Raw genomic sequence first — 24,723 nt, forward strand, 5'->3', positions numbered from 1 at the left:
CGGGGTCAGACCCGTCGGGGGAATGCGCGCCAGTGGTGCGCATTCCGATCCCGGAGGGACTGACCCCAGCATTTGCCTTGGGGTTGCGCGGCAAATCGAATATTCGGAATTCTCACCATGACCACCAAAAAAACCTACGGCTTTACCACCACCATCCTGCATAACGACCGCCGCAAGGGCATTGAGCACGGTTCCCTGCACAAGCCCGTGCACACTTCCGTTGCCTTCGGTTACGCCGATGCGCGCCAGCTCGCTTCCGTGTTCCAGGGCAAGGAGCCAGGCTTCCGCTACGGCCGCCAGGGCAATCCGACTGTCTCCGCGCTGGAAGACAAGGTCAACAAGATGGAAGACGGCGTGGCGACCTTGTGCTTCGCCACCGGCATGGGCGCCATCGGCGCCGTGGTGCAATCGTTGCTGCGCGCGGGCGACCATGTCGTGTCGTCGGCCTTTTTGTTTGGCAACACCAACAGCCTGTGGCAAACGGTGACGGGGCAGGGCATCGCTGTGGCGTTTGTCGACGCCACCGATGTCGCCAATGTCGCGGCCGCCATCACGCCGGCCACGCGCATCGTCTTTGTGGAAACCATCGCCAATCCGCGCACGCAGATCGCCGACCTGAAAAAAATCGGTGACTTGTGCCGCGAGAAGGGCATTTTGTACATCGTCGACAACACGATGACGACGCCTTACCTGTTCCGCCCGAAAGCCGTGGGCGCGGGCCTGGTGGTCAATGCACTGACGAAATCGATTGGCGGCCACGGCAACGCCCTGGGCGGCAGCTTGACGGACACGGGCGTGTTCGACTGGACGCGGTATCCGAACATTTTCGAGAACTACAAGAAGGCGGCGCCCGCGCAGTGGGGCATCGCGCAAATCCGTGCCAAGGCTTTGCGCGACTTCGGCGCCTCGCTGGGGCCGGAAGCGGCGCACCATATCGCCGTCGGCGCGGAAACCATGGCCTTGCGCATGGACCGCACCTGCTCGAACGCCCTGGCGCTGGCCACCATGCTGCAGGCCGATCCGAGAGTGGCTGCCGTGCATTATCCTGGCCTGGCGTCGCACCCGCAGCACGCGCTGGCAACGGACTTGTTCCGCAGCTATGGTTCGCTGTTCAGCTTTGAGCTGAAAGATGGTATCGACTGCTTCGATTTCCTCAACCGTTTGAATTTGGCTATTCCAGCGAGCAATCTGGGCGACACGCGCACCCTGGTGATTCCCGTCGCCCACACGATTTTCTACGAGATGGGTGCCGAGCGCCGCGCCAGCATGGGCATTGCCGAATCGCTGATCCGCGTGTCGGTGGGTATCGAGGATGAGGCTGACCTGCTGGAAGATTTTAGTTCGGCATTGAGCGCATAATAATTATTCACTTTTTCCTGAAAAGGGCTTACATTTGTGTCTTATTTGATAAATATAAGTCTTTTACAAGAGGGTGATCATGCAGAAACTTACATTTTTTGTTGCGATGCTGTTTTCTTGCGGCGCGTATGCCGATGATTTATCGGATGCCAATCGCTTGCTCGAAGCGCAATCCTATACCCAGGCGTTGAGTTTGTATAACAAGCTCGCTTCAGCCGGTAATGCCGAGGCGCAGTTTCATCTTGGTGAAATGTATTTGTATGGTGAGGGCGTGATCAGTGACGTCAGCGCGGCCAGGGAATGGTTTCAGAAGTCCTCCGCCAGCGGCAACAAGCAAGCGGATGCTGCGCTCGATCTGATCCGGCAGCGCGCCGCGCGCCGCGCGGATATCGATTTCTATGCGCGCGATTACAAGGGCGCTGACATTTCCCTGAGCAAGTTTAACTGTGTGGAGCCGGTGGTGCCGGAGATGTCGCAGACCAAGCGGCAGATCATTGCAGTACAGGAAGGACTCGATGCCTGGAGCGCCTGCTACAACGGTTTTGTCAAAAATCTCAACGCATCATTGCCGCCTGGCAAAAACATTCCGTCAGACATCGAACGTTTGATGAATGAGCAGGAATTTACGCAAGCAAAAGCGTTGATGGAGAAGGCTTATACCGCAGTCAGTGCAGAAGCCAATCAAAAGGCGACTCGGGTCGAAGCCAATAGAGTGGCGTGGCAAGCCAAGACGGAAGCGTATGTGCTTGCCGAATCCGCCAAGAAAGCGGTGGATACCGCCGCCTTTGATAGTGATAGCCGGCGCCCTTCGTCCAAGATGCCTGCGGAGCGCCGCCCACCGGTGGTTGTCGCGGCTCCCGGTGGCAGCCGGTAATTCTCGCGCCGTCTGCACGAAGTGCCGGCACCAACAGCGCGCCCGGCAAAGGCGCGCTTGTCAATGCCAGCTGCGCATCAGTCCGACCGCCAAGCCTTCCAAAGCAAACTCGTCTTCCGGCGAAACGGTAATCACCTTGAAGTCCGGGTTTTCCGGCAGCAGTTCGATGACGGAGCCCGTCTTCTTGTAGCGCTTGACGGTGACTTCGTCGCCGATGCGGGCCACGACGATCTGGCCGTTCTTGGCGCTGTCGACCTTTTTCACGGCCAGTAAATCGCCATCCATGATGCCGGCGTCGCGCATGGACCAGCCGCGCACCTTCAGCAGGAAGTCGGGCTTGGCCGAGAACAGGGCCGGGTCGACGTTGTAGCTCGCTTCCAGGTTTTCCTGTGCCAGGATGGGCGAGCCGGCGGCCACCCGGCCGATCAGGGGCAGCGACATCAGCAGCGCTGCCGGCACTTTCGATGGCGCCGCTTCGGCGGCCGCACCGATCAGGCGGATGCCGCGCGAGGTGCCGGGCGAAATCTCGATCGCGCCCTTGCGGGCCAGGGCCTGCAAATGCTCTTCGGCTGCATTGGCCGATTTGAAACCCAGTTCATTGGCGATTTCGGCACGGGTAGGGGGAAAGCCCGTGTTTTCAATCGCGTCTTTGATCAGGTTCAGGATTTGTTCTTGTCGTGCTGTCAGCTTGATCATGAGCGGTGGGTGCATACTAAAATGCTGTCTATATGAACAGTCTGTATTTTTGTACAGTATCGCCCACTATGCAAGGGGATTTCCGTGTTTTCGGCGAATTTCGCAAGAAATAGTCGGCCATGGGCGGAAAGCACGCTGGCGCACGGTCTTTTCGGACGCTGATGGAAGGAATGATTGAAACGTTTGCAAAAGGCGGTTATAATCTTCGGCTGACCTTCCCACACCCGTCTTGACGCCGGGGTGGGCGATTATCAATCCGACCTGAAGGAGTTTGCATGCGTCATTATGAAATAGTCTTTATCGTCCATCCGGACCAAAGCGAGCAAGTGCCCGCGATGATCGAACGCTACAAAGCCAGCGTAACCACCCGCGGCGGTTCGGTTCACCGCGTGGAAGATTGGGGCCGCCGTCAAATGGCTTACTCGATCCAAAAGCTGCCTAAAGCACACTACATCTGCCTGAACATCGAATGCGACAACGAGACCCTGGTCGAGTTGGAAACAGCATTCAAATTCAATGATGCCGTGTTGCGTCACCTGACCGTTAAAATGAAGAAAGCTGAAACAGCTCCTTCGCCGATGATGAAATCGGTACAACGCGAAGACGCGGCCAAAAGCCACCGCACCGAAGCACCAGCAGCCGCTCCAGCCGCAGCAGCAGCTTAATTCTTGACCAGGATCGTGCGCTGAACCAGCTGCAAGTAACCGCCATCATTGCCGAGCGCGAAATATTGCGCTATACCCCGGCAGGGCTGCCGATTGTGAATGCAGTATTGCAACACAGTTCGCAGCAGATGGAAGCAGGGATTGCCCGTTTGACCGAGTTTGATGTTGCCGCGCTAGCCGCTGGCGAAATCTCAGGCCGGTTCAGTCAGGCAAGCTTGGGCGGGGTGTATCAGTTCACGGGTTTCCTGGCCAGGAAGAGCCGCAACAGCAAGAGTTTGGTGTTTCACATCATTGATTTTAGTGCAGTCAATTCTGACTAGCGCATTTTAGATACAGGAGCCTGACATGGCATTCGGTAAAAAGTTCGACAAAAATAAGCTCAAGCTTAAAGAAAAACGCAAACAGCAAAACCCGTTGTTCAAACGCAAGAAGTTCTGCCGCTTCACCGCAGCTCACGTTGAGCAAGTCGACTACAAAGACGTCGACACGCTGAAAGACTTCGTCCAAGAAAACGGCAAGATCATGCCAGCACGCCTGACCGGTACCAAAGCGCACTACCAGCGCCAAGTTGACACCGCAATCAAGCGCGCTCGCTTCCTCGCGCTGCTGCCATACACCGATCTGCACCACGCTTAATCGGTCAGATATTCCTGGAGAAGAACTATGCAAATCATTCTGTTAGAAAAAGTTGTTAACGTCGGTAACCTCGGCGAAGTCGTCAAAGTCAAAGACGGTTACGCACGTAACTTCCTGATCCCGCAACGCCTGGCACGTCGTGCTACGGCAACCGCTGTGGCTGAATTTGAAGTCAAGCGCGCCGAACTGGAAAAAGCTGCTGCCGCCAAACTGGCCGCATCGCAAGCCCAGGGCGAAAAACTGAGCGGCCTGACCGTTCAAGTTGCTCAAAAAGCTGGTGTTGATGGCCGTCTGTTCGGTTCCGTCACCAACTTCGACATCGCTGAAGCGCTGACCAAGCAAGGTTTTGCTGTTGAAAAAGCACAAATCCGCATGCCTACCGGCCCGCTGAAGATCGTTGGCGAGCACAACGTTTCGGTTGCTCTGCACACCGACGTGGTCGTGGAAGTTGTTATCGCTGTCGTTCCAGACGCGAACGCGTAATTGTCTGCGGGCCTGGCCCGCAAGCATTGCCGCACTATGAAAAGCCGGGTTCGCCCGGCTTTTTTGTGGCCTTTTTTTCGCTCAATTTCAGCCCTTTATTTTTGCCAGCACGCCGAAGCGGGTATAATTCGCGCCATGAACGCCCCCTCTGATCCGCAACTGGATTCCCTCCGTATTCCGCCGCATTCGATCGAAGCAGAACAATCCGTTATCGGTGGTCTGCTGCGCGACAATGCCGCGTATGACCGCATCGCCGACTTCATGCATGCGGAGGATTTCTATCGCTATGACCATCGCATCATCTTCGAGCAAATCGTCAAGATGGTTAACGCTTCCAAGCCAGCCGATGTCATTACTGTTTTTGAAACCCTGACCCAGCTCGGCAAGGCCGATGATGTGGGCGGACTCGCTTACCTGAACGCCATGGCGCAAAACACGCCATCGGCCGCGAACATCCGGCGTTACGCCGAGATCGTGCGCGACCGCGGCGTGCTGCGCAAACTCATCACCGTCGCCGACGATATCTCCGGCACGGCCTTCAGCCCGCAAGGCAAGGAAGTCAAGCAGATGCTTGACGAGGCCGAATCGAAGATTTTCGCCATCGCGGAAGAAGGCGCGCGCGGCGCCCAGGGCTGGACCGCCATCCAGCCCCTGCTGACGCAGGTGGTCGAGCGCATCGATGAGCTGTACAGCCGCGACAACCAGAGTGAAATCACGGGCGTGCCCACCGGTTTCATCGACCTCGACCGCATGACCTCCGGTCTGCAGCCGGGCGATCTGGTGATCGTGGCGGGCCGTCCGTCGATGGGCAAGACGGCGTTTTCCGTCAACATCGGCGAAAACGTGGCCATCGACAGCGGCTTGCCCGTGGCCGTGTTCTCGATGGAGATGGGCGGCGCCCAGCTGGCCATGCGTATGCTCGGCTCCGTCGGACAGCTCGACCAGCACCGTTTGCGTACTGGCCGCCTGAACGACGAAGACTGGCCGCGCCTGACGAATGCGATCCAGAAGATGAACGACGCGCAGTTGTACATCGATGAAACGCCGGCGCTCAATTCCATCGAATTGCGCGCCCGTTCGCGCCGTTTGTCGCGTCAATGCGGCAAGCTGGGCCTGATCATCGTCGATTACTTGCAGCTGATGTCGGCCAATACGCCGGGCGACAACCGCGCCACGGAGATTTCCGAGATTTCACGGGGCTTGAAAGGCCTGGCGAAAGAACTCGGTTGCCCCGTGATCGCGCTGTCCCAGCTGAACCGCTCGCTGGAACAACGCCCGAACAAACGTCCCGTCATGTCCGACTTGCGCGAATCGGGCGCTATTGAGCAGGATGCCGACGTGATCCTGTTCATTTACCGCGACGAGGTGTATAACCCCGACTCGCCAGACAAGGGAACGGCCGAAATCATCATCGGTAAACAACGTAACGGTCCAATCGGCAGCATCCGCCTCACCTTCATGGGGCAGTACACCAAATTTGGCAATTACAGTGGTGGCCTGGCGCTTTACCAAGGCGACTAACACAGCAGCACTGATATTCCATTGGCCGCCCCCTCATACGGGGCGGCTTTCTGTAGTAAATAACACGACTCAATGCTTAACGGAGAATGACATGTTTGGACGCTTGATGCCCACTGAGGGCAAGTTTTTTGAATTGTTTAACCAGCACGCGGAACTGTGCGTCAAGGGCGCGAAAGAGATGCTCGGCCTGATGACCAATTTCGACGACCTGGAAAACCGCGTACATGCGATCGAAAGCATCGAGAAACAGGCGGACAAAGTCACCTACGCCACCGTGGAAATGCTGCACAAGACCTTCATCACGCCGATCGACCGCGATGACATCCATCAGCTGATCACGCGCCAGGACGATATCCTCGACCTGCTGGAAGATGCGGCGCAAACCGTCTCGCTGTACGACCTGAAAGCCGTCACGCCGGAAGCCAAGCGCCTGGCCGAACTGGTGCTGGCCTGTACCGAAAAAGTGCGCGACGCCGTCGCCATGCTGCACAACATGGACAACTCGCGCAAGATCGTCGCCATCTGCGAAGAGATCGACCGCCTGGAGTCGGACGCCGACCACGTGATGCGCGCCGCCATGTCCAAGCTGTTCCGCGACGAGCCGGACGTGCGCAATCTGATCAAGCTGAAAGCGATCTACGAAATTCTGGAAACCGTGACCGACCGTTGCGAAGATGTGTCCAATATTATCGAAGGCATCATCGTCGAAAACGCGTAAGCGTTGGGCCTGTCCTGAACCAGAATCAGAAAAGAAACTACAATGACCATACAAATCAGCATCTACGTGCTAGGCCTGTTGATCGTCCTCGCGCTGCTGTTTGACTTCATGAACGGCTTCCACGATGCCGCCAACGCGATCGCCACGGTGGTCTCGACGGGCGTATTGAAACCGCAGACCGCGGTTGCCATGGCCGCCACGTTCAACTTCGTCGCCATCTTCGTGTTCCACCAGCTGACCGTGGCCGCCACGGTGGGCAAAGGAACCATCGACCCGGCCGTGATCGACCAGTACGTGATCTTCGGCGCGCTGATGGGCGCCATCTTCTGGAATTTGTTTACCTGGTACTACGGCATTCCCTCGTCGTCCTCGCACGCGCTGATCGGCGGCCTGGTGGGCGCCGCTGTCGCCAAGTCCGGCACGGGCGCGCTGGTCGCCGCCGGCCTGTGGAAAACCGTCGCCTTCATCGTCATCGCACCGGTACTGGGCTTCGTCTTCGGCTCGATCATGATGCTGCTCGTGTCGTGGATTTTTGTCCGTTCGACGCCGCGCAAGGTCGACAAGTGGTTCCGCCGTTTGCAACTGGTATCGGCCGCCGCCTACAGCCTGGGCCACGGCGGCAACGATGCGCAAAAAACCATCGGCATCATCTGGATGCTGCTGATCGCTGCCGGTTATTCCAGCGCGGCCGATGCCATGCCGCCGATGTGGGTCATCATCTCGTGCTACACGGCCATCAGCTTCGGCACCCTGTTCGGCGGCTGGCGCATCGTCAAGACCATGGGCCAGAAGATCACCAAGCTCAAACCGGTCGGCGGCTTCTGCGCCGAAACGGGCGGCGCGATCACCCTGTTCGTCTCGACGGCGCTGGGCATTCCCGTGTCGACCACGCACACCATCACGGGCGCCATCGTCGGCGTCGGCTCGTCGCAAAAAATGTCGGCCGTGCGCTGGGGCGTGGCGGGCAATATCGTCTGGGCCTGGATCTTCACGATTCCTGCCTCCGCGTTTGTTGCCGCAGTCGCTTGGTGGATTGGCCACCACATCATGTGATGGATAGCCAACGCCAGTAAAAAGGGAGCCTTGCGGCTCCCTTTTTTTATGCGCCGGCCAATTCCACCGTCAGCCCCTCGCAGGCGAGGAACACCTGCAAGCCGGCCAGGCGGCTCGCATAGCGGCCCATCACGTCGGCAAACACGGCTTCGAGCTGTTCGTCGCTGCGGGTCGGTTCGTGGTGGGTGCAGTACAGGCGCCGCGCGCCGCAGCGCAGGGCCAGGTCGAAGGCGGCGTCGAAGGTGCCGTGGCCCCAGCCCTGCTTGCCCGGGTATTCCTCGCGCGTGTACGAACAATCCATGATCAGCGCGTCGACGCCGGCGACCAGCGCGTCGATGCCGGCCTGGCGCTGCGCATTGCGCGCCGCGCAGGCCGCATGCTCGGCATGGCCGGGCGGATGCAGGTTGTAGAACGGTTCATGGTCGCCGCTGAAAAACAGCGCGGCGCCGCCGCAGTCGATGCGGTAGCCGAGGTTGACGACGGGGTGGTTCATTTCCGCGCCACGCACGTGCGCGCCGCCCACTTCGACCGCTTCGCCGGGTGCCAGGGTGCGGTACTCGATGCAGGCCGCCATGGCCGCTTCGCTGACGGGAAAATAGCTGTTTTGCAGCTGCACCGCCATCACGTGCTCGATGCCGCGTCCGGCGGCCGCATCGTGGGCACCGTGCAGGCGCATGCGGTTGCCGGCCACGAACAGGGGCGAAAACATGGGCAGGCCGTGGATGTGGTCCCAGTGGCTGTGCGTAATGAAGACGTGCGCGTCGACGGGTTCGCCTGGCGGCAGGTGCTGCGCCAGCGAGAAGATGCCGCTGCCCGCATCGAGAATGATCAGGCTATCGTTGTCGGTGCGCACTTCGATGCACGTGGTGTTGCCGCCGTAGCGCGCCGTGCGCGGGCCGGGGGAGGGGATGGAGCCGCGCACGCCCCTGAACGTGAATTTCATTCAGTACCTTGTTACGGTGTAATTATTGTTGATTCTATTCTAATTAATAAGATTGGCGGCAACATTTATGCGTGTTGCGATACGGAAAGTTATTTCATTTTGTTGTAACTAAGTAATGTACAGTGCGCGGGACGGCCGTTACACTGGCGCTTGCCGGTTTCCCTTTTCTTTACCTGATTGCCACCAACATGCCTCAGTTGCACCCTGAGAAAATCGCCCACAGACTGGAGCAATTGACTGAACTCAGTGTCGCGCTCGGCCACGGCCTGGGCGGCGAGGGGCACGATATCGGCGCGCTGTTGCAGCGCATCGTGCTGCTGGCAAAAAGCATGAGCGGCGCCGATGGCGCGACCCTGTACCGGCCCGTGGCCGAGGGCCGCCAGCTGGCGTTCGACATCAGCGTCAACGACAGCCTGGGCATCGCGCAGGGCGCGGACATGGGCTTGCCGGGCGTGGCCCTGTACGACGCCGCCGGCCAGCCCAATTTGGCGTCGGTGGCCGCGTATGCGGCGAACCTGCGCCGCAGCGTGAATATCGCCGATGTCTACCGCGACGAGGGCTTCAATTTTTCCGGCATGCGCGAGTTCGACCGCCACCACGGCTACCACACGCAATCGATTTTGACGGTGCCCATGAGCGACCACGAGGGCGACCTGATCGGCGTGCTGCAGCTGGTCAATGCCAAGGATGGCGAGACGGGCCAGGTGCGCGCCTTTTCCTCGACCGACCAGCGCTTCATCGAGGCGCTGGCCGCGCAGGCGGGCGTCGCGCTGACGAATCAATTGCTCATTTCGCAGCTGGAAGAGCTGCTCGAGTCCCTGGTCACCCTGATCAATATCGGCATCGATGAAAAGTCGCCGTACACGGGCCGCCACTGCCAGTTCGTGCCCGAGCTGACGATGCTGCTGGCCGACGCCGCGCATGCGACGGACAGCGGACCGCTGGCCGATTTCCGGCTCAGCGACAACGAGCGCAAGCAGCTGTGGCTGGCCGGGCTGCTGCACGATTGCGGCAAGATCACCACACCGGTGCACGTGGTCGACAAGGCCACCAAGCTGGAAACGATCTTCGACCGCATCGCCCTGATCGACACGCGCTACGAAGTGCTGCTGCGCGACGCCGAGATCGCGGCCCTGCGCCAGCAGGCGGCGCAGCCGCAGCAAACAGACGCCATCGCCCGCGCGCTGGAACTGGAGCAAACGGCGCTGCGCGAAGAGCGCGATTTCATCCGCACGGTGAACGTCGGCGGCGAAAGCATGGCGCAGGCCGATCAGGAGCGCGTGCGGCAGATCGCCAGGCGCCGCTGGCGCGCGGCCGATGGCGAATTGCGCGATTTTCTCGACGCCGACGAGACGGAAAACCTGACCATCCGCGCCGGCACCCTGACGGCGGCCGAGCGGGCCATCGTCAACAACCATATCAGCGTGTCGATCCGCATGCTTGAAGCGCTGCCGTGGCCCAAGCACCTGCAAAAAGTGCCGGAATACGCGGGCGGCCACCACGAGCGCATGGATGGCAAGGGCTATCCGCGCGGGCTGACGAAAGAGCAGATGTCGGTGCCGGCGCGGCTGATGGCCATCGCCGACATTTTCGAGGCGCTGACGGCGCGCGACCGCCCCTACAAGAAGGGCAAGTCGCTGTCCGAATCGCTGCGCATCCTGGGTAACTTTAGCCTGAACGGACATATCGACCCGGAGCTGTTTGACGTTTTCATCCGCAGCAAAGTCTATCTGACCTTCGCTGAAAAGCACATGCATCCGAGCCAGATCGATGCCGTCGACGAGGCGGCCATTCCGGGCTACACCCCTTGAAGCTGTCGCTGGCCTGGCGCAAGCATGGGGCGCGAACGCTGCTGGGCATATTCCTGAGCGTGGCGGCGGCCGTGCTGTGCCTGGCCGGCAATGACACGATTGCGCGGCTGGACGCCATGCTGGGCGACTGGCGCATGCGGGCCGAGACGCCGCAGCTCGACCGCCGCATCGTCATCGTCGACATCGACGAGCAAAGCCTGGCGCGCGTGGGCCGTTTTCCCTGGAGCCGCGACGTCCAGGCGCGCCTGGTGCGCCAGCTTACGGGCCATTACGGCGTGGCCGCGCTGGGCTTTGACATTGCATTCCCCGAAGCGGACACCAGTTCCGGCTACGCCGTGCTGCAAGGCCTGGCGCAGGGCGAACTGGCTGGCGTGGCCGGCTTGACGGCGCAGCTGGAAAAACTGCGCCCGGCCATGGATTACGATGGCCTGTTCGCCGAAGCCATGCGCGGCCAGCCCGTGGTGCTCGGCTACAGCGTCTCGGAGCAGCAAAGGAAGGGCGTGCTGCCCAAGCCGGCCTTCACCGTCGCCGACCTGAATGGCCGCACGGTGACGGCTTACGTGGCGCGCGGCTACGAAGCCAATATCGCGCCCCTGCAGGCGGCCGCGCAGGGCGCCGGCATCTTCACGGCGCTGACCGATGCCGATGGCGTCGTGCGTTCCTCGACCCTGTTGCAGCGCATCGGCGACGGCTATTACCCGTCGCTGTCGCTCGCCACCGTCGCCGTCTACCTGCAGGCGCGCGCCATCGCTCCCCGTTTCACGGGTACGGCCGATACCCTGTCGGCGCGCGAACTGGCCAATGGCGGCCTCGAACACATCATGCTGTTTACGCCGCGCGGCGCGCTGGCGATCCCCGTCGGCGAAGCCTTGACCACCACGGTGCAGTACCGCGGCGCGGGCGGCCCAGATGGCGGCGCTTTCCGCTATGTCTCGGCGTCCGACGTGCTGGCCGGCACGGTGCCTGCCGCACTGCTGAAGGGCGCCATCGTGCTGGTGGGCACCACGGCGCCCGGCTTGAACGATATCCGCGCCACGCCCGTGAATGCCGAATATCCGGGGGTGGAAGTGCACGCCAACCTGATCAAGTCCATGCTCGACGGGCGTTTCAAGGCGCGGCCCGACTATGCGCTGGCATTGGAACTGGTGCAGATACTGCTGTTTGGCCTGCTGCTGGCGGGCGCCCTGGCCGTGCTGCCGCCGGCCGGCGTGATGCTGGCGACGCTGGGCGCGCTGGCGGCCGCCATCGGCATCAATCTGTACCTGTACGCCGCGCACGACCTGGTGCTGGGCGGCGCCGTGCTGCTGTTGCTGATCGCGGCGCTGTTCATCGCCAACCTGGCGTGGGGTTACTTTTTCGAGGTGCGCAAGGGACGCGCGCTGGTGGCACGTTTCGGCGAATACGTGGCGCCCGAGCTGGTGGCCGAGATGGCCGACGATCCGCAGCGCTACACCATGGAGGGCGAGAACCGCGAACTGACGGTGCTGTTTGCCGACGTGCGTGGTTTCACGGCCATTTCCGAGCAGCTGGCGCCGGCCGCGCTGCGCGAATACATCAACGCCTACCTGACGGCCATGTCGGAAGATATCCGCGACAGCCACGGCGGCACCCTGGACAAATACATCGGTGACGCCGTGATGGCGTTCTGGGGCGCACCCGTCGCCTTTGACGATCACGCCAGCCGGGCCGTGGCCAGCGCCCTGCTGATGCAGGCCAGCGCGGCGCGGCTGCACCAGCAGTTTTGCGCGCGCGGCTGGCCGGCGCTGCGCATCGGCATCGGCCTCAATACGGGACCCATGCATGTGGGCGACATGGGCTCGCGCATCCGCCGCGCCTATACGGTCATGGGCGACAGCGTCAACCTGGCCGCCCGCCTGGAAGGCGCCAGCAAGCTGTATGGCGTGGGCATCGTGGTGGGCCAGGCCACGCGCGCCGCCGCGCCGGATTTCCTGTACCGCGAACTCGATCGCATACGCGTGCTGGGCAAGCAGGAAGCGGTGGCCATCTTCGAGCCGCGCTGCCTGCTGGCCGATGCCCCTGCCGCCGAGCTGGCGCAGCTGGAACGCTGGCACGCGGTGCTGGCCCGGCTGCGCGCGCGCGACTGGGCACCGGCCGGCGCGCAGCTGGCCCGTTTGCAGGCGGACTCTCCCGACGACGATCTGTACCGGCTGTACGCGGCGCGCCTGGAGCAGTACCGCGACGCGCCACCGCCGGCCGACTGGGATGGCGTGACGGAATTGCACAGCAAGTAAGGCTGTGAGCGCGCCGGAAAATGCTAGCGATTGCGGCATTTTTATCCTGCTGCGCGCATGGTTTGTTGCGCTGCGATGAAAATCGCGGAGAAATGTTAGAAATTTCTGACTGGAAACTAAAAGCCGTCTAAAATTTGTCTTCAATCCATTGCCGGACAGGCAGGCGCCTGCGGGCCGCGCGCTTGTCCGGTTACACAAGAAATCCTTCACATGACATATCGTTTGGTGCACCTGCTTGCGGGTTCCGCGCTGCTGTTCGCCGTCGGCGCCGCCGGCGCTGCCGTTTCCGTGGATGAGGCCGTTCCTGCCACGCAGGAAGACGGCGTGCCGCGCTTCGAGATCCGCCGCTTCGACGTCCAGGGTAATACCTTGCTCACCTCCGCGCAGGTGGACGCCCTGCTGGCGCCCTTTACAGGAGCGCAGCGCGATTTTTCCGACATCGCCCGCGCCGTCGAGGCGCTGGAAGCGGCTTACCGCGAGCGTGGTTACAGCGCCGTGCAGGTGCAATTGCCCGAACAGGAACTGGAACGGGGCGTGGTGCGCCTGAGCGTGCTGCAAACGCCGCTGGGCAAGCTCGCCATCAGCGGCAATGCCTGGGTCGACGAGGCCAACGTGCGGCGCGCCTTGCCGTCCCTGCGCGAAGGCGAGACGCCGAACGTGCCGGCCCTGTCGCAAAGCCTGAAGCTGGCCAATGAAAATCCCGCGCGCAAGATCGAAGTGCGCCTGCAGGCCGACGAGCCGGCCGGCGCCATCGACGCCATCGTCACGGTGGCCGATGAAAAGCCGTGGAAAGCCATGCTCAACGTGGACAATACGGGCAATGCGCAAACGGGCAAGACGCACGTGGGTGTGGTGCTGCAGCATGCCAACCTATTTGGCCGCGACCATGTGGCCAGCCTGCAATACACGAGCAGCCTGGAAAAGCCGGACAAGGTGGGCGTGTATGGCGCCGGCTACCACTTGCCGCTGTATGCGCTGGGCGACTCGATGGATTTTTTCGCCAGCTATTCGAACGTCGATTCGGGCAGCGTCTCGGCCGGCATTGTCGACCTGGCCGTCAGCGGCCAGGGCAGCATGGCCGGCATCCGCTACAACCAGAACTTTGCCCGCAGCGGCGATTTCGAACCCAAGCTCGTGTACGGCGTCGATTACAAGGCTTACCGCAACAGCGTGCAATTGTTCGGCATGGAACTGGGCGCCGACGTTACCGTGCACCCGCTCAGCGTCAGCTACATCGGCAACTGGACCTTGCCGACGGGCGAGACCAGTGTGGCGGTCACGTTCGCGCACAATATCCCTGGTGGCAAGCACGGCGCGCAAGCCGATTTCGACCGGGTGCGCGCGCACGCCAAGGCCGCCTACAACACCTTGCGCCTGAGCGCCAGCACGGGGCGCGTGCTGGCCGGCGACTGGCAATGGCGCGCGCTCGTCAACGCGCAAGTCACGCCGGATGCGCTGGTGCCTGGCGAACAGTTCGGCGCCGGCGGCGCTTCGTCCGTGCGCGGTTTTACCGAGCGCGAGGTATCGAACGATTCGGGCGCCAACCTGAACCTGGAATGGTACACGCCGAACTGGTGCGGCCAGGCGCTCGGCTACCAATGCCGCGCGCTGGCTTTCTATGACACGGCATGGCTGCGCCGCAACCACGCGCTGCCCGGTGAAAGCGCCTCGCAGGCCATCGCCAGCGCCGGACTCGGCCTGCGTTTGCTGCTGAGCCGTTACGCCAATCTGCAACTCGATTACGCCCACGTCGTCAATGGCGGCGACACGGGACAGCGCGATGCCAACCGCCTGCATTTCCGCCTCGCCTTGGCCTACTAGCATCAGGATGAACACCATGCACAACCATGTCCAGCACGCCTCCGTTTTCATCCTGACGCCACCGTTTGCACCACCCTTGCGCCGCACGGCGCTGGCGCTGCTGCTGGCCGGTTGCTTCGGCGCGGCGCAGGCCAACCCCGCCTTGCCGCAGGTGGTCAACGGACAGGCGACGTTCAACCAGCAGGGCAACATCTTCTCGATCACGAACACGCCCAACACCATCATCAACTGGCAAAGCTTTTCCATCCATGCGGGCGAAATCACGCGCTTCATCCAGCAAAACGGCAATAGCGCCGTACTCAACCGCATCACGGGACAAGACCCCAGCAAGATCCTGGGCAGCCTGGAATCGAACGGCAAGGTCTTCCTGATCAACCCGAACGGCATCGTCTTCGGCCAGGGCGCGAAGGTGGACGTGAACGGGCTGGTGGCGTCCAGCCTGGGCATGACGAACGAGGATTTCCTGGCCGGCAAGCGCCAGTTCACGGCCGGCGGCGTGGCCGGCGGCGTCGGCAATGCGGGCACCATCAACGCGGGCAAGGGCGGGCAAGTGCTCCTGATCGCGCCGAACGTGGAAAACACTGGCATTATTACAGCGCCGAACGGCGAAGTGATCCTGGCGGCCGGGCGCAGCGTGCAGCTGGCCGACCCCGGCAATCCGCAATTGCGCGTGCTCGTTTCGGCGCCGGGCGACCAGGTCCTGAACCTGGGCCAGATCATCGCCCAGGGCGGCAGCATCGGCATGGCCGGTGCGTTGCTCAGCCAGCGCGGCGTGCTCAACGCCAACAGCGCCGTCGTCGGCGACAATGGCCGGATCGTCCTCAAGGCCAGCGGCAAGGCGCTGCTCGAAGCGGGCAGCGTCACCAGCGCCACGGGCGCGGCCGGCACGGGCGGCCAGATTCACGTGCTGGGCGAGCAGGTGGGTTTGCTGGGCAATGCGAAGGTCGACGCCAGCGGCGCGGCGGGCGGCGGCACGGTCTTGCTGGGCGGCGACTACCAGGGCAAGAACGCGGCCGTGCAGAATGCGCGCCAGGTACTCGTCGGCAAGGACGCCAGCGTCAATGCCGATGCGATCGTCAGCGGCAACGGCGGCAAGGTCATCGCCTGGGGTGATGACTCGGCCCAGGTGCGCGGCAGCATTTCCGCGCGCGGTGGCGCCCAGGGCGGCGACGGCGGCTTCGTGGAAACCTCGGGCCATTACCTGGCCGTCGACGGCATCCGGGTCAATACCAGCGCGGCGCATGGCAAGCGCGGCAACTGGCTGCTCGATCCTTACGATATCACCGTGATCGCCGGTTCGGACGGCCAACTGGGCGACGTCGACCAGTTCGCCGATGCTCCATCGACTGGCAACGCCAGCATCGGCGCCGACCTCATTTCTGGCGCCAGCAGCAACGTCACCTTGCAGGCAACGCATCGCATCAATTTCAACAGCGCCATCAATATCATGCAGCAAGGCGTGGGCCTGACGGCGCAGGCGGGCGAAACGATCAATGTCAACGCATCCATCAGCACCAATGGCGGAGCCGTCAGATTGTTGGCCAATGATGCCAGCAGCGGCAGCGTTGGCGCTGTTGGCTCGCATGTGAATCTGGCCGCGCCGATCACCAGCAATGGCGGTAGCGTTTATCTGTCGGGCGCTGGCGTGAGTGGCGCCGGCGTGGTCAATGTCGGCAGCGGCCATCTGAGCCTGATCAACAATTTCCAGGGCGGTGCTATCGACCTGACCGGTAGCGGAGATCAGTTGCAGGGCAGCGGCATTGCCGGCCAGACGGTGATCCTGCAGGCAGACAATATCGGCATTAACGGCACGCTCAACTTCGGCGGCACGGCCGGCGGCGCGAACGTGATCATCAAACCTTTGAGCAGTGCGCGCAGCATCGACCTGGGCACCAAATCGGGCTCGGCCCTCAGCTTGGACGCGATTGAACTGGCTGGCATCTCGGCCGCATCGCTGACCATCGGCGACGGCACGAACACGGGCGGCATGCGGATATCGGATGCGCTCGCGAGAACCGGCGATCTGCACCTCAATTCAGGTTCCGCCATCACGGCCACGGGCGCCGTGACGGTGGACGGCAGCTTTGTGCTCGACGGCGGCAACTGGGTGCAAAACGGGGCCGTCCTGCCAGGGTTCAGCGCCAGAAGCTTTGCCATCGGCAGCGGCGCCAGCTTCCTGCGTGCGGTCGGCGGCGATGGCGGCGCGTCCTCGCCCTATCTGATCGCCGATATCCATGGCTTGCAAGGCATCGGCAGCCTTGGCTTCGGCAACAGCTATCGCCTGGCCGGCAACATCGACGCCAGCGGCACCGCGAACTGGAACGATGGCCAGGGTTTTGTGCCGATCGCCGGCAGCGGCGGCGGTTTTTCCGGCGTGTTCGATGGCGGCGGATTTACTCTCAGCAATTTGAAAATCGACCGCAGCGGACGGTCCGGTTCGGCGGCGGGCCTGTTTGGCACCGTCCAGGGCGGCACCTTGCGCAACCTGACCCTGAGCGGCGGCAGCGTCACCGGCACGGCCAACGTGGGTGCGCTGGCGGGCGAGGTCGTCAGCGGCATCATCGACGGCGTGAACAGCAGCACGACCGTCAGCGGCCAGCGCAATGTCGGCGGCCTGGTGGGCAGCAACGGCGGCGCCATCACCTTGTCCAGCAGCAGCGGCGCCGTCACCGGCGTCAATGCCGATGGCGGCGGCGCCATCGGCGGCCTGGCGGGATGGAATGCATCCAGCGCCAGCATCACGACCTCGTACGCCACCGGCGTGGTGACGGGCGCGCGCGAGATGATCGGCGGCCTGGTCGGCAACAACCAGGGCGCGCTGAGCCAGTCTTATGCCACCGGCAATGTCACTGGCGCGCGCAGCATCGGCGGCCTGGTGGGCCTGAACGGCGGCAGCATCGACGACGCGTATGCCAGCGGCGCCGTGGGCCGGGCCGGCGTTGCCGATCCCATCCTGGCCTGGGAAAACATGGGTGGACTGGTCGGCGAAAGCACGGGCAGCGTCAGCCATGTCTTCAGCAGCGGCGCCGTGACTGGCAACGGCTATGCGGCCGTGGGCGCGGTAGCCGGCCGCGTGGCCTCCGGTTCCCCGTTCAGCTATGGTTTTTTCAATTATGAAACGTCGCTGGTGCAGATGGATGGCGGTGGTTCCAGCGGACGCAGCACGGCGCAGATGCAGCAGCAGGGCAGTTTCAACGACTACAATTTCGGCAGCACCTGGCGTATCTACGAAGGCTACACGACGCCGATGCTGAAGGCTTTCCTGAAGCCGCTGCAAGTGAATCTTTCTGGCAATGCCGCGGGCAAGGTCTACGATGGCCAGCTGGCCGCCTTCCTCGGCGCGATCGGCTATGTGGGATTGCTCGACGGCGACACTGGCGTGAATGGCAGCCTCGGCTACGGCAACGCGCGCAACGTGGGCAGCTATGCGGCGACGGGCCTGTGGTCGACCAAGTACGACATCACGATGGGCGGCACGACGACCTTCGCCATCACGCCGCGCGCGCTGACGGTGAGTATCGGCGGCAATGGCAAGATCTATGACGGTAACCTGGGCTACGACGGCGTCAATTTCGTGCTGGGCAATGTGGTGGCGGGCGACAACATCAGCATCAGCGGCAGCGCCGCCTTCCTCGACAAGAATGCAGGCGGCAGCAAGGCCGTGCACGCCAGCGGCCTGGCCCTGGGCGGCAATGAGCTGGGCAACTACAGCCTGGCCGCGACGACGGCGGACGGCACGGCCGCCATCACGGCGCGCGTGCTGAACTATAGCGTCACCGGCGCGCAAAGCCGCGTGTACGACGGCACCGTGCAAGCTGGCCTGAATGGCTACTTCGAAGGCATGGTTTCGGGCGACCAGGTCGGCATGGCCGGCTTGCAGGGCAGCTTCCGCGACAAGCATGTCGGCACTGGCAAAACGGTTGATTACCAGGTGGCGGCAGGCCAGCTGACGGGCGCCGATGCGGGTAACTACGTTCTCAATGGAAATGCGGGCAGCACCACGGCCGACATCACGGCGCGCACCCTGACCGTGAGTTTTAATGGCGTCAACAAGACCTACGACGGCACGACGGGCGCGCAAGTGAACTTTGGCGACGACCGCATCCAGGGCGACGCCTTGACGGTGGCGGGCAATGCCGCGTTTGGCAACAAGAACGCGGGTAGTGGCAAGGCGGTCACGGTGACGAACGTGGCGCTGGGTGGCGACGATGCAGGTAACTATGTGCTGGGCACCAACGCGGGCAGCACCACGGCCGACATCGTGGCGCGCACCCTGACCGTGAGTTTTAACGGCGTCAACAAGACCTACGACGGCACGACGGGCGCGCAAGTGAACTTTGGCGACGACCGCATCCAGGGCGACGCCTTGACGGTGGCGGGCAATGCGGCGTTTGGTAACAAAAAAGCGGGTGTGGGCAAGGCGGTCACGGTGACGAACGTGGCGCTGAGCGGTGGCGATGCGGACAATTATGTGTTGAATGCCAATGCCGGCACTACCACGGCCGACATCGCGGCGCGCACCCTGAACGTGAGTTTCAATGGCGTTAACAAGACGTATGACGGCACGACGGGCGCGCAAGTGAACTTTGGCGACGACCGCATCCAGGGCGACGCCTTGAGCGTGGCGGGTAATGCCGCGTTTGGCAACAAAAAAGCGGGCGTGGGCAAGGCAGTACATGTGACGAACGTGGCGCTGAGCGGCGACGACGCGGGCAACTACGTGCTCAATAGAAATGCGGGCAATACCACGGCCGATATCGGCGCGCGTGCGCTGAACCTGTCCGGCGTGGTCGGCAACAAGGTCTACGATGGCACGACGGGCGCGCAGCTGAGCCTGGGCGATGACCGTGTCGCCGGCGACAGTTTGGTGGCCTCGGCAGTTGCCAACTTTGCGGACAAGAACGTGGGCCCGGCCAAGGCCGTGCAGCTCAGCGGCGTGGCGCTGGCGGGCGCCGATGCGGGCAATTACTTTATCGTCTTGCCGACGGGCTTGCTGGCCAGCATTACACCGGCCAGCCTGACCCTGGCTGGCCTGAGCGCCGCCGGTAAGGTGTATGACGGCAGCACGAACGCGGCCGTCAGCGCCACGGCGAACGGCGTGCTGGGTCAGGATGTGGTCAGCGTGGTGGGCGGCAGCGGCAGCTTTGCCGACAAGAATGCGGGTGCCGCAAAACTGGTGACGGCCAGCGGCTTCCGCCTGGCGGGCGCCGATGCGGGTAACTACACCCTGGAAACGACGGGCGGCACGGCGCAGGCATCGATTGCGCAAAAGCAATTGTCGACCTGGGTCGGCAGCGGCAGCGGCTTGTGGAGCGATGCGGCCAACTGGGACGGCGGCGTGGTGCCGGAAGGCGCGAACGTGCTGGCCGTCGACTTTAGCAACAGCAAGGGCATCGTCACGTACAGCGCGGCGGCTGGCAACACCATCCTGAAAAACCTGAATTTGGCGACGGGCTTGCTGTTGACGGGCGGCAGCCTGACCCTCGGCGAGAATGTGCCGGACCGTTCCTTGCTGGGCAGCCTGGAAGTCAATGGCGGCAGCTTGCTGCTGAACGGCAGCCTGTCGGCGGACCGTTACGCGCAAGGCGGCGGCGTGCTGAGCGGCAACGGCAACTTGCTCGTCGCCAATAGCTTCAATCAGGCGGCCGGCGCCATCCGCCTGGCGGGCCAGCTGGCCATCACGCAAGCGGCTGGCGATCTGCGCTTCGCCAGTCTGGCGGCGAATGATGTGACATTGAGCACCCTGAACGGCGCCATCGGCCAGGATGGCGCCTTGCTCGCCGGCAGCGTCACTGCGCAGGCGCGCGACGGCATTGTGCTGGGCCATGCGGGCAACCAGCTAAGCAGTTTTACCGCAAGCAATAGCGCAGGGGGCGGCATTACGCTGAACAATACTTCGGCGCCGGGCACCCTGACCCTGGGAACCCTCGTCACTGGCGCGGGCAATATCGCCATCGACAATACGGGCGGCGTCGCGGTTGGCAATATCAATGCGAATGGCGGCAACGTCAGCGTGACGGCGCACAGCCCCGTCACCGTCAACGGCAGGATCGCGGGCAACGATATTGCGCTCGATGCCAGCACGGATGTGGTGCTGGGTGATGGCGCGCAACTGGCGGCGGTGCGCAATGTCAGCATGACGGCGGGCCGCGACATCAATGTCGGCGGCAATGCGCAGATCGCTGGCGGCGGCAATGTCAGCGCCAGCGCGGGCGCGAATGTGCGTTTTGCTGACACTGCCAGCGTCACCTTGCCGGCAGCGGCCAGCATGAGCGTGCTGGCGAAAACGGGCAGCATCACGGGAGGCTCGGGCGTGCGCATCAACCGCCAGCGTGCCAACGTCAGCTTGCTGGCGCCGAATGGCACGGTGAGCATGGCGGACACCATCTTCCTGCCAGCGACCACCATCGACAAGCCCGCGATCGACGCCGCCACGAGCGCGGCCATTGATGATGCCTTGCGCATCATCAAGCAAGCCGATCGTGCCAACGATACGCTCGTGTCCGCGCCGCAAGCCAAGCCGGACGACAAGAAGAAAGACAGCAAGGATGTTGCCGAAGCCAAAGATAAACCCACAGGATACAAACTCGATGATGCCGCTAAAAAAATGTACTGCAATTAAGGCCTTGCTGTGGCTGGCCCTGACGTGCGTGGGTGCGCACGCCTGGGCCGGACAGGTGGCCGGTACCGTCATGCAACTGAGTGGTCCGCTGATGGCCAAGAAGATGGACGGCAAGGTGAAAATCCTGGCCATCAAGTCCGAGGTCGAGCAGGGCGATACCTTGCTGACGGAAAAGGACACCTATGCCTTGATCAAGCTGATCGACAATAGCGAAATCACGCTGAAGCCGAATACCAGTTTCGTGATCGAGCAATTCAGCTACACGGCCGAGCAGCCCGATGGCGACCATGCCATCTTCAGCTTGCTCAAGGGAGGCTTGCGCTCCGTCACGGGCCTGCTGGGCAAGCGCAACAAGGAGCGCTTCGAAATGAAGACGCCGGCCGCCACCATTGGCATCCGCGGCACGACGTTTATTGCCAGCTATGTCGCTCCTTCCGCAATACCGTTGCCAACGGCGGCGCCATCGGCAGGACCAGGCCTGGCTCCCGGCCTGTATGTGCACGTGCTTGAGGGCCTGATTCAGGTGAGCAATCCGGCTGGCGCGCAAAGCTTTGCCCCTGGCCAGTTTGGCTTTACACCCAACTTCAGGCAGCCGCCTGTGTTGTTGCCCGTCAATCCAGGCCTGCCGTTCACGCTGCCGCCGGCCTTTTTGCCATCGCCCTCAAGCGGCGGCGCTCCGGCCGGCGGCACCAAGGCGGCCGCCATCGACTGCGTGGTGCGCTAAGTCTTCAAGCAAGCTCTGCACACCGTGCAAATAGGGCTTGACCTTCCCATCATGGGATAGCAGATCCTGACCCTATTCGTTAATCTTTCGTACAGGATCTGCCATGAACCAGAGTACACTCGCTCCCGCCAATTCCAGTCCGCCCCCTCCCGCCGCCGCGCATGCGCAGGCGCTGGCCATCGAAGGCATGACTTGTGGCTCGTGCGTGGGCCGCGTGGAAAAGGCCCTGGCCGCCGTGCCCGGCGTGACCCAGGCCAGCGTCAACCTGGCCACGGAAGTGGCCAAAATCACATCCGATACGCCGATTCCCCTGGCCACCTTGCAGGCGGCCGTGGAAAAGGCCGGCTACACGGTGGCGCAGCGCGAGATCGACTTGAACATCGCCGGCATGACGTGTGCCTCTTGCGTGGGCCGGGTGGAAAAAGCCTTGCTGAAAGTGCCAGGCGTGCTGGCGGCCAGCGTCAACCTGGCCACGGAAAGCGCGCGCATCAAGGTGACGGGCGGCCTGGAAGCAGGCACCCTGATCGCCGCCATCGACAAGGCCGGCTATGCAGCCACGGTGCCCGCTGCCAGCGCGGCCAGCGCGGCCAGCGCGCCCGCTGCCGCACCGAACCGCGACGGCATGAAAGTGGCGTTCGCGGCCGTGCTGGCTTTCCCCTTGATGCTGCCGATGCTGCTCGAGTGGGCCGGCATCCATTTGATGCTGCCCGGCTGGCTGCAATTCGCCCTGGCCACGCCGGTGCAGTTTTACTTTGGCGCGCGTTTCTACAAGGCAGGCTGGAAGGCGGCCCGCGCCGGCAGCGGCAATATGGATCTGCTGGTGGCCTTAGGCACGAGCGCCGCGTATGGCTTGTCCGTCTACCAATGGCTGACGGCGGGCGAAATGCTGCCGCACTTGTATTTCGAGGCATCGGCCGTCGTCATCACCCTGGTGCTGCTGGGAAAATGGCTGGAAAGCCGCGCCAAACGCCAGACGGCCTCGGCCATCCGCGCCCTGCAAGTCTTGCGTCCGGAATCGGCCCGCGTGCGCCGCGACGGCGTCGAAATCGACTTGCCCGTGGAACAAGTAAAAGTGGGCGACCTGGTGGTCATCCGTCCCGGCGAGCGGGTAGCCGTCGATGGCGTGGTGGTGGAAGGCGCCAGCCAGATCAATGAGTCCTTGATCACGGGCGAAAGCTTGCCGGTCGATAAGCATCCGGGCGACAAGGTCACGGGCGGCGCCATCAATGCTGACGGCTTGTTGCTGGTGCGCACGCAAGCCGTGGGCGGCGAGACGACCTTGTCGCGCATCATCCGTCTGGTGGAAGATGCGCAGGCGGCCAAGGCGCCGATCCAGCACCTGGTCGACAAGGTCAGCGCGATCTTTGTGCCCGTGGTGCTAGTGCTGGCGCTGCTGACCATGCTGGGCTGGTGGTTCGCCACTGGCGAACTGGAGAACGCCATTATCAATGCCGTGGCCGTGCTCGTCATCGCCTGCCCCTGCGCGCTGGGCCTGGCCACGCCGACGGCCATCATGGCCGGCACGGGCGTGGCTGCCCGCTACGGCATCCTGATCAAGGATGCGGAAGCGCTGGAAGTGGCGCACGCCGTCAATACCGTCGTGTTCGACAAGACGGGCACCCTGACGGTGGGCAAACCCGCGCTGGCGGCCCTGCATGCGCACGGCATCGACGATGCACGGCTGTTGCAGCTGGCCGCCAGCATCCAGCGTGGGAGCGAGCACAGCCTGGCGACGGCCGTGCTGGACGCGGCGGCCGCGCGCCACATCGAACCGTTGCCAGCCACGGGCCTGTCGGCCTTGCCGGGCCGCGGCTTGGCGGCCCACGTCGATGGCCTGGAATTGAAACTGGGCAGCACGCGCCTGATGCAGGAGTTGCACGTGGACATGACGCCGCTGGCGGCACAGGCCTTGTCGCTGGAAAACACGGGCAACACGATTTCGTGGCTGGCGTCGGGGTCGGAACTGCTGGGCTTGTTCGCCTTTTCCGACCAGGTCAAGCCGAACGCGCAGGCGGCCATTGCCCACTTGCACAGCCTCGGCATCCAGACGGTGATGTTGACCGGGGACAACCAGGGCAGCGCGGACGCCGTCGGCAAGCTGCTGGGCATCGACACGGTGGCGGCGAAAATGCTGCCGGCCGATAAAACCGCTAAAATTGTTGCGCTGAAAGGCGAGGGCGCGAAAGTGGCCATGGTGGGCGACGGCATCAACGATGCGCCCGCGCTGGCGGCCGCCGACGTGGGCATCGCCATGTCGACGGGCACGGACGTGGCCATGCATGCGGCCGGCATCACTCTGATGCGCGGCGATCCGGCCCTGGTGGCGGACGCCATCGATATCTCGCGCCGCACCTACAGCAAGATACGGCAGAATCTGTTCTGGGCATTCATTTATAACCTGATCGGCATTCCCTTGGCTGCCTTCGGCCTGCTCAACCCCATGGTGGCGGGCGCGGCGATGGCCTTCAGCTCCGTCAGCGTGATCAGTAATGCCCTGTTGCTGCGCCGCTGGAAAGCCCGCAGCGCGCATACCAAGGAGTCATAG

Annotated in this window: 17 protein-coding genes; 15 read left to right on the forward strand and 2 right to left on the reverse strand. The window is 62.9% G+C overall.

What is annotated here, in order from left to right:
* Positions 1–117: 117 nt before the first annotated feature.
* Together ACPJXG_RS07045 and ACPJXG_RS07050 are read left to right on the forward strand one after the other, a co-directional pair.
* Positions 118–1,359, forward strand: coding sequence for a cystathionine gamma-synthase family protein (locus tag ACPJXG_RS07045; RefSeq protein ID WP_425253793.1), 1,242 nt, complete (start codon positions 118–120; stop codon positions 1,357–1,359).
* A 79-nt stretch (positions 1,360–1,438) separates the two neighbouring features.
* Positions 1,439–2,233: a sel1 repeat family protein gene (locus tag ACPJXG_RS07050; RefSeq protein ID WP_425253794.1), complete on the forward strand. Its 795-nt coding sequence runs from the start codon at positions 1,439–1,441 to the stop codon at positions 2,231–2,233.
* A 60-nt stretch (positions 2,234–2,293) separates the two neighbouring features.
* Here ACPJXG_RS07050 and lexA read toward each other — a convergent pair whose 3' ends face one another.
* Positions 2,294–2,929, reverse strand: coding sequence for a transcriptional repressor LexA (gene lexA, locus ACPJXG_RS07055; RefSeq protein WP_035821024.1), 636 nt, complete (start codon positions 2,927–2,929; stop codon positions 2,294–2,296).
* Positions 2,930–3,204: 275 nt separating this feature from the next.
* Between lexA and rpsF the strand changes: the two genes are divergently transcribed.
* The 7 genes from rpsF (at position 3,205) to ACPJXG_RS07090 (ending at position 8,005) form a co-directional block, all read left to right on the forward strand.
* Positions 3,205–3,594 carry a 30S ribosomal protein S6 gene (rpsF, locus tag ACPJXG_RS07060; RefSeq protein ID WP_034750499.1) on the forward strand — a complete coding sequence of 130 codons (390 nt, stop codon included), beginning with the start codon at positions 3,205–3,207 and terminating at the stop codon, positions 3,592–3,594.
* Between the two features lie 20 nt (positions 3,595–3,614).
* A complete protein-coding gene (priB, locus tag ACPJXG_RS07065) occupies positions 3,615–3,914 on the forward strand; it encodes a primosomal replication protein N (RefSeq protein ID WP_034783455.1) in 300 nt (99 codons plus the stop codon).
* A gap of 25 nt (positions 3,915–3,939) precedes the next feature.
* The gene (rpsR, locus tag ACPJXG_RS07070; RefSeq protein WP_010400024.1) at positions 3,940–4,230 is read left to right on the forward strand and encodes a 30S ribosomal protein S18; all 291 of its coding nucleotides are present in this window, start codon (positions 3,940–3,942) and stop codon (positions 4,228–4,230) included.
* 27 nt (positions 4,231–4,257) lie between these two features.
* The gene (rplI, locus tag ACPJXG_RS07075; RefSeq protein ID WP_034783456.1) at positions 4,258–4,713 is read left to right on the forward strand and encodes a 50S ribosomal protein L9; all 456 of its coding nucleotides are present in this window, start codon (positions 4,258–4,260) and stop codon (positions 4,711–4,713) included.
* Between the two features lie 135 nt (positions 4,714–4,848).
* A complete protein-coding gene (locus ACPJXG_RS07080; protein ID WP_034750488.1) occupies positions 4,849–6,234 on the forward strand; it encodes a replicative DNA helicase in 1,386 nt (461 codons plus the stop codon).
* A 91-nt stretch (positions 6,235–6,325) separates the two neighbouring features.
* On the forward strand, positions 6,326–6,952 hold the full coding sequence (locus ACPJXG_RS07085; protein ID WP_010400015.1) for a DUF47 domain-containing protein: 627 nt from the start codon (positions 6,326–6,328) through the stop codon (positions 6,950–6,952).
* Positions 6,953–6,994: 42 nt separating this feature from the next.
* Entirely contained in the window at positions 6,995–8,005 is a 1,011-nt protein-coding gene (locus ACPJXG_RS07090) for an inorganic phosphate transporter (RefSeq protein WP_034783457.1), read from the forward strand.
* A gap of 46 nt (positions 8,006–8,051) precedes the next feature.
* On the opposite strand, the gene ACPJXG_RS07095 is transcribed toward ACPJXG_RS07090, so the two are convergent.
* Positions 8,052–8,948 (reverse strand): MBL fold metallo-hydrolase, encoded by an 897-nt coding sequence (locus tag ACPJXG_RS07095; protein WP_278316671.1) that lies wholly within the window; start codon positions 8,946–8,948, stop codon positions 8,052–8,054.
* 188 nt (positions 8,949–9,136) lie between these two features.
* On the opposite strand from ACPJXG_RS07095, the gene ACPJXG_RS07100 reads away from it, so the two are divergent.
* The 6 genes from ACPJXG_RS07100 to ACPJXG_RS07125 all read left to right on the forward strand — a co-directional run bounded on the left by ACPJXG_RS07100 (position 9,137) and on the right by ACPJXG_RS07125 (position 24,723).
* Complete coding sequence (locus tag ACPJXG_RS07100) at positions 9,137–10,759, forward strand: GAF and HD-GYP domain-containing protein (RefSeq protein ID WP_176389564.1); 1,623 nt, start codon at positions 9,137–9,139, stop codon at positions 10,757–10,759.
* The gene (locus ACPJXG_RS07105) at positions 10,756–13,011 is read left to right on the forward strand and encodes a CHASE2 domain-containing protein (protein ID WP_425253795.1); all 2,256 of its coding nucleotides are present in this window, start codon (positions 10,756–10,758) and stop codon (positions 13,009–13,011) included. Before ACPJXG_RS07100 ends, ACPJXG_RS07105 begins: the two co-directional genes overlap by 4 nt.
* A gap of 210 nt (positions 13,012–13,221) precedes the next feature.
* Positions 13,222–14,832 carry a ShlB/FhaC/HecB family hemolysin secretion/activation protein gene (locus ACPJXG_RS07110; RefSeq protein WP_425253796.1) on the forward strand — a complete coding sequence of 537 codons (1,611 nt, stop codon included), beginning with the start codon at positions 13,222–13,224 and terminating at the stop codon, positions 14,830–14,832.
* Between the two features lie 16 nt (positions 14,833–14,848).
* Positions 14,849–21,454, forward strand: a complete 6,606-nt coding sequence (locus tag ACPJXG_RS07115; protein ID WP_425253797.1) for a YDG domain-containing protein — start codon at positions 14,849–14,851, stop codon at positions 21,452–21,454.
* Positions 21,423–22,178, forward strand: coding sequence for a FecR family protein (locus ACPJXG_RS07120; protein ID WP_257626092.1), 756 nt, complete (start codon positions 21,423–21,425; stop codon positions 22,176–22,178). Before ACPJXG_RS07115 ends, ACPJXG_RS07120 begins: the two co-directional genes overlap by 32 nt.
* 103 nt (positions 22,179–22,281) lie before the next feature.
* On the forward strand, positions 22,282–24,723 hold the full coding sequence (locus ACPJXG_RS07125) for a heavy metal translocating P-type ATPase (RefSeq protein WP_425253798.1): 2,442 nt from the start codon (positions 22,282–22,284) through the stop codon (positions 24,721–24,723).

It is taken from the genome of Janthinobacterium sp. NFX145, assembly GCF_049810325.1.
Taxonomy (GTDB): Bacteria; Pseudomonadota; Gammaproteobacteria; order Burkholderiales; family Burkholderiaceae_D; genus Janthinobacterium; species Janthinobacterium rivuli.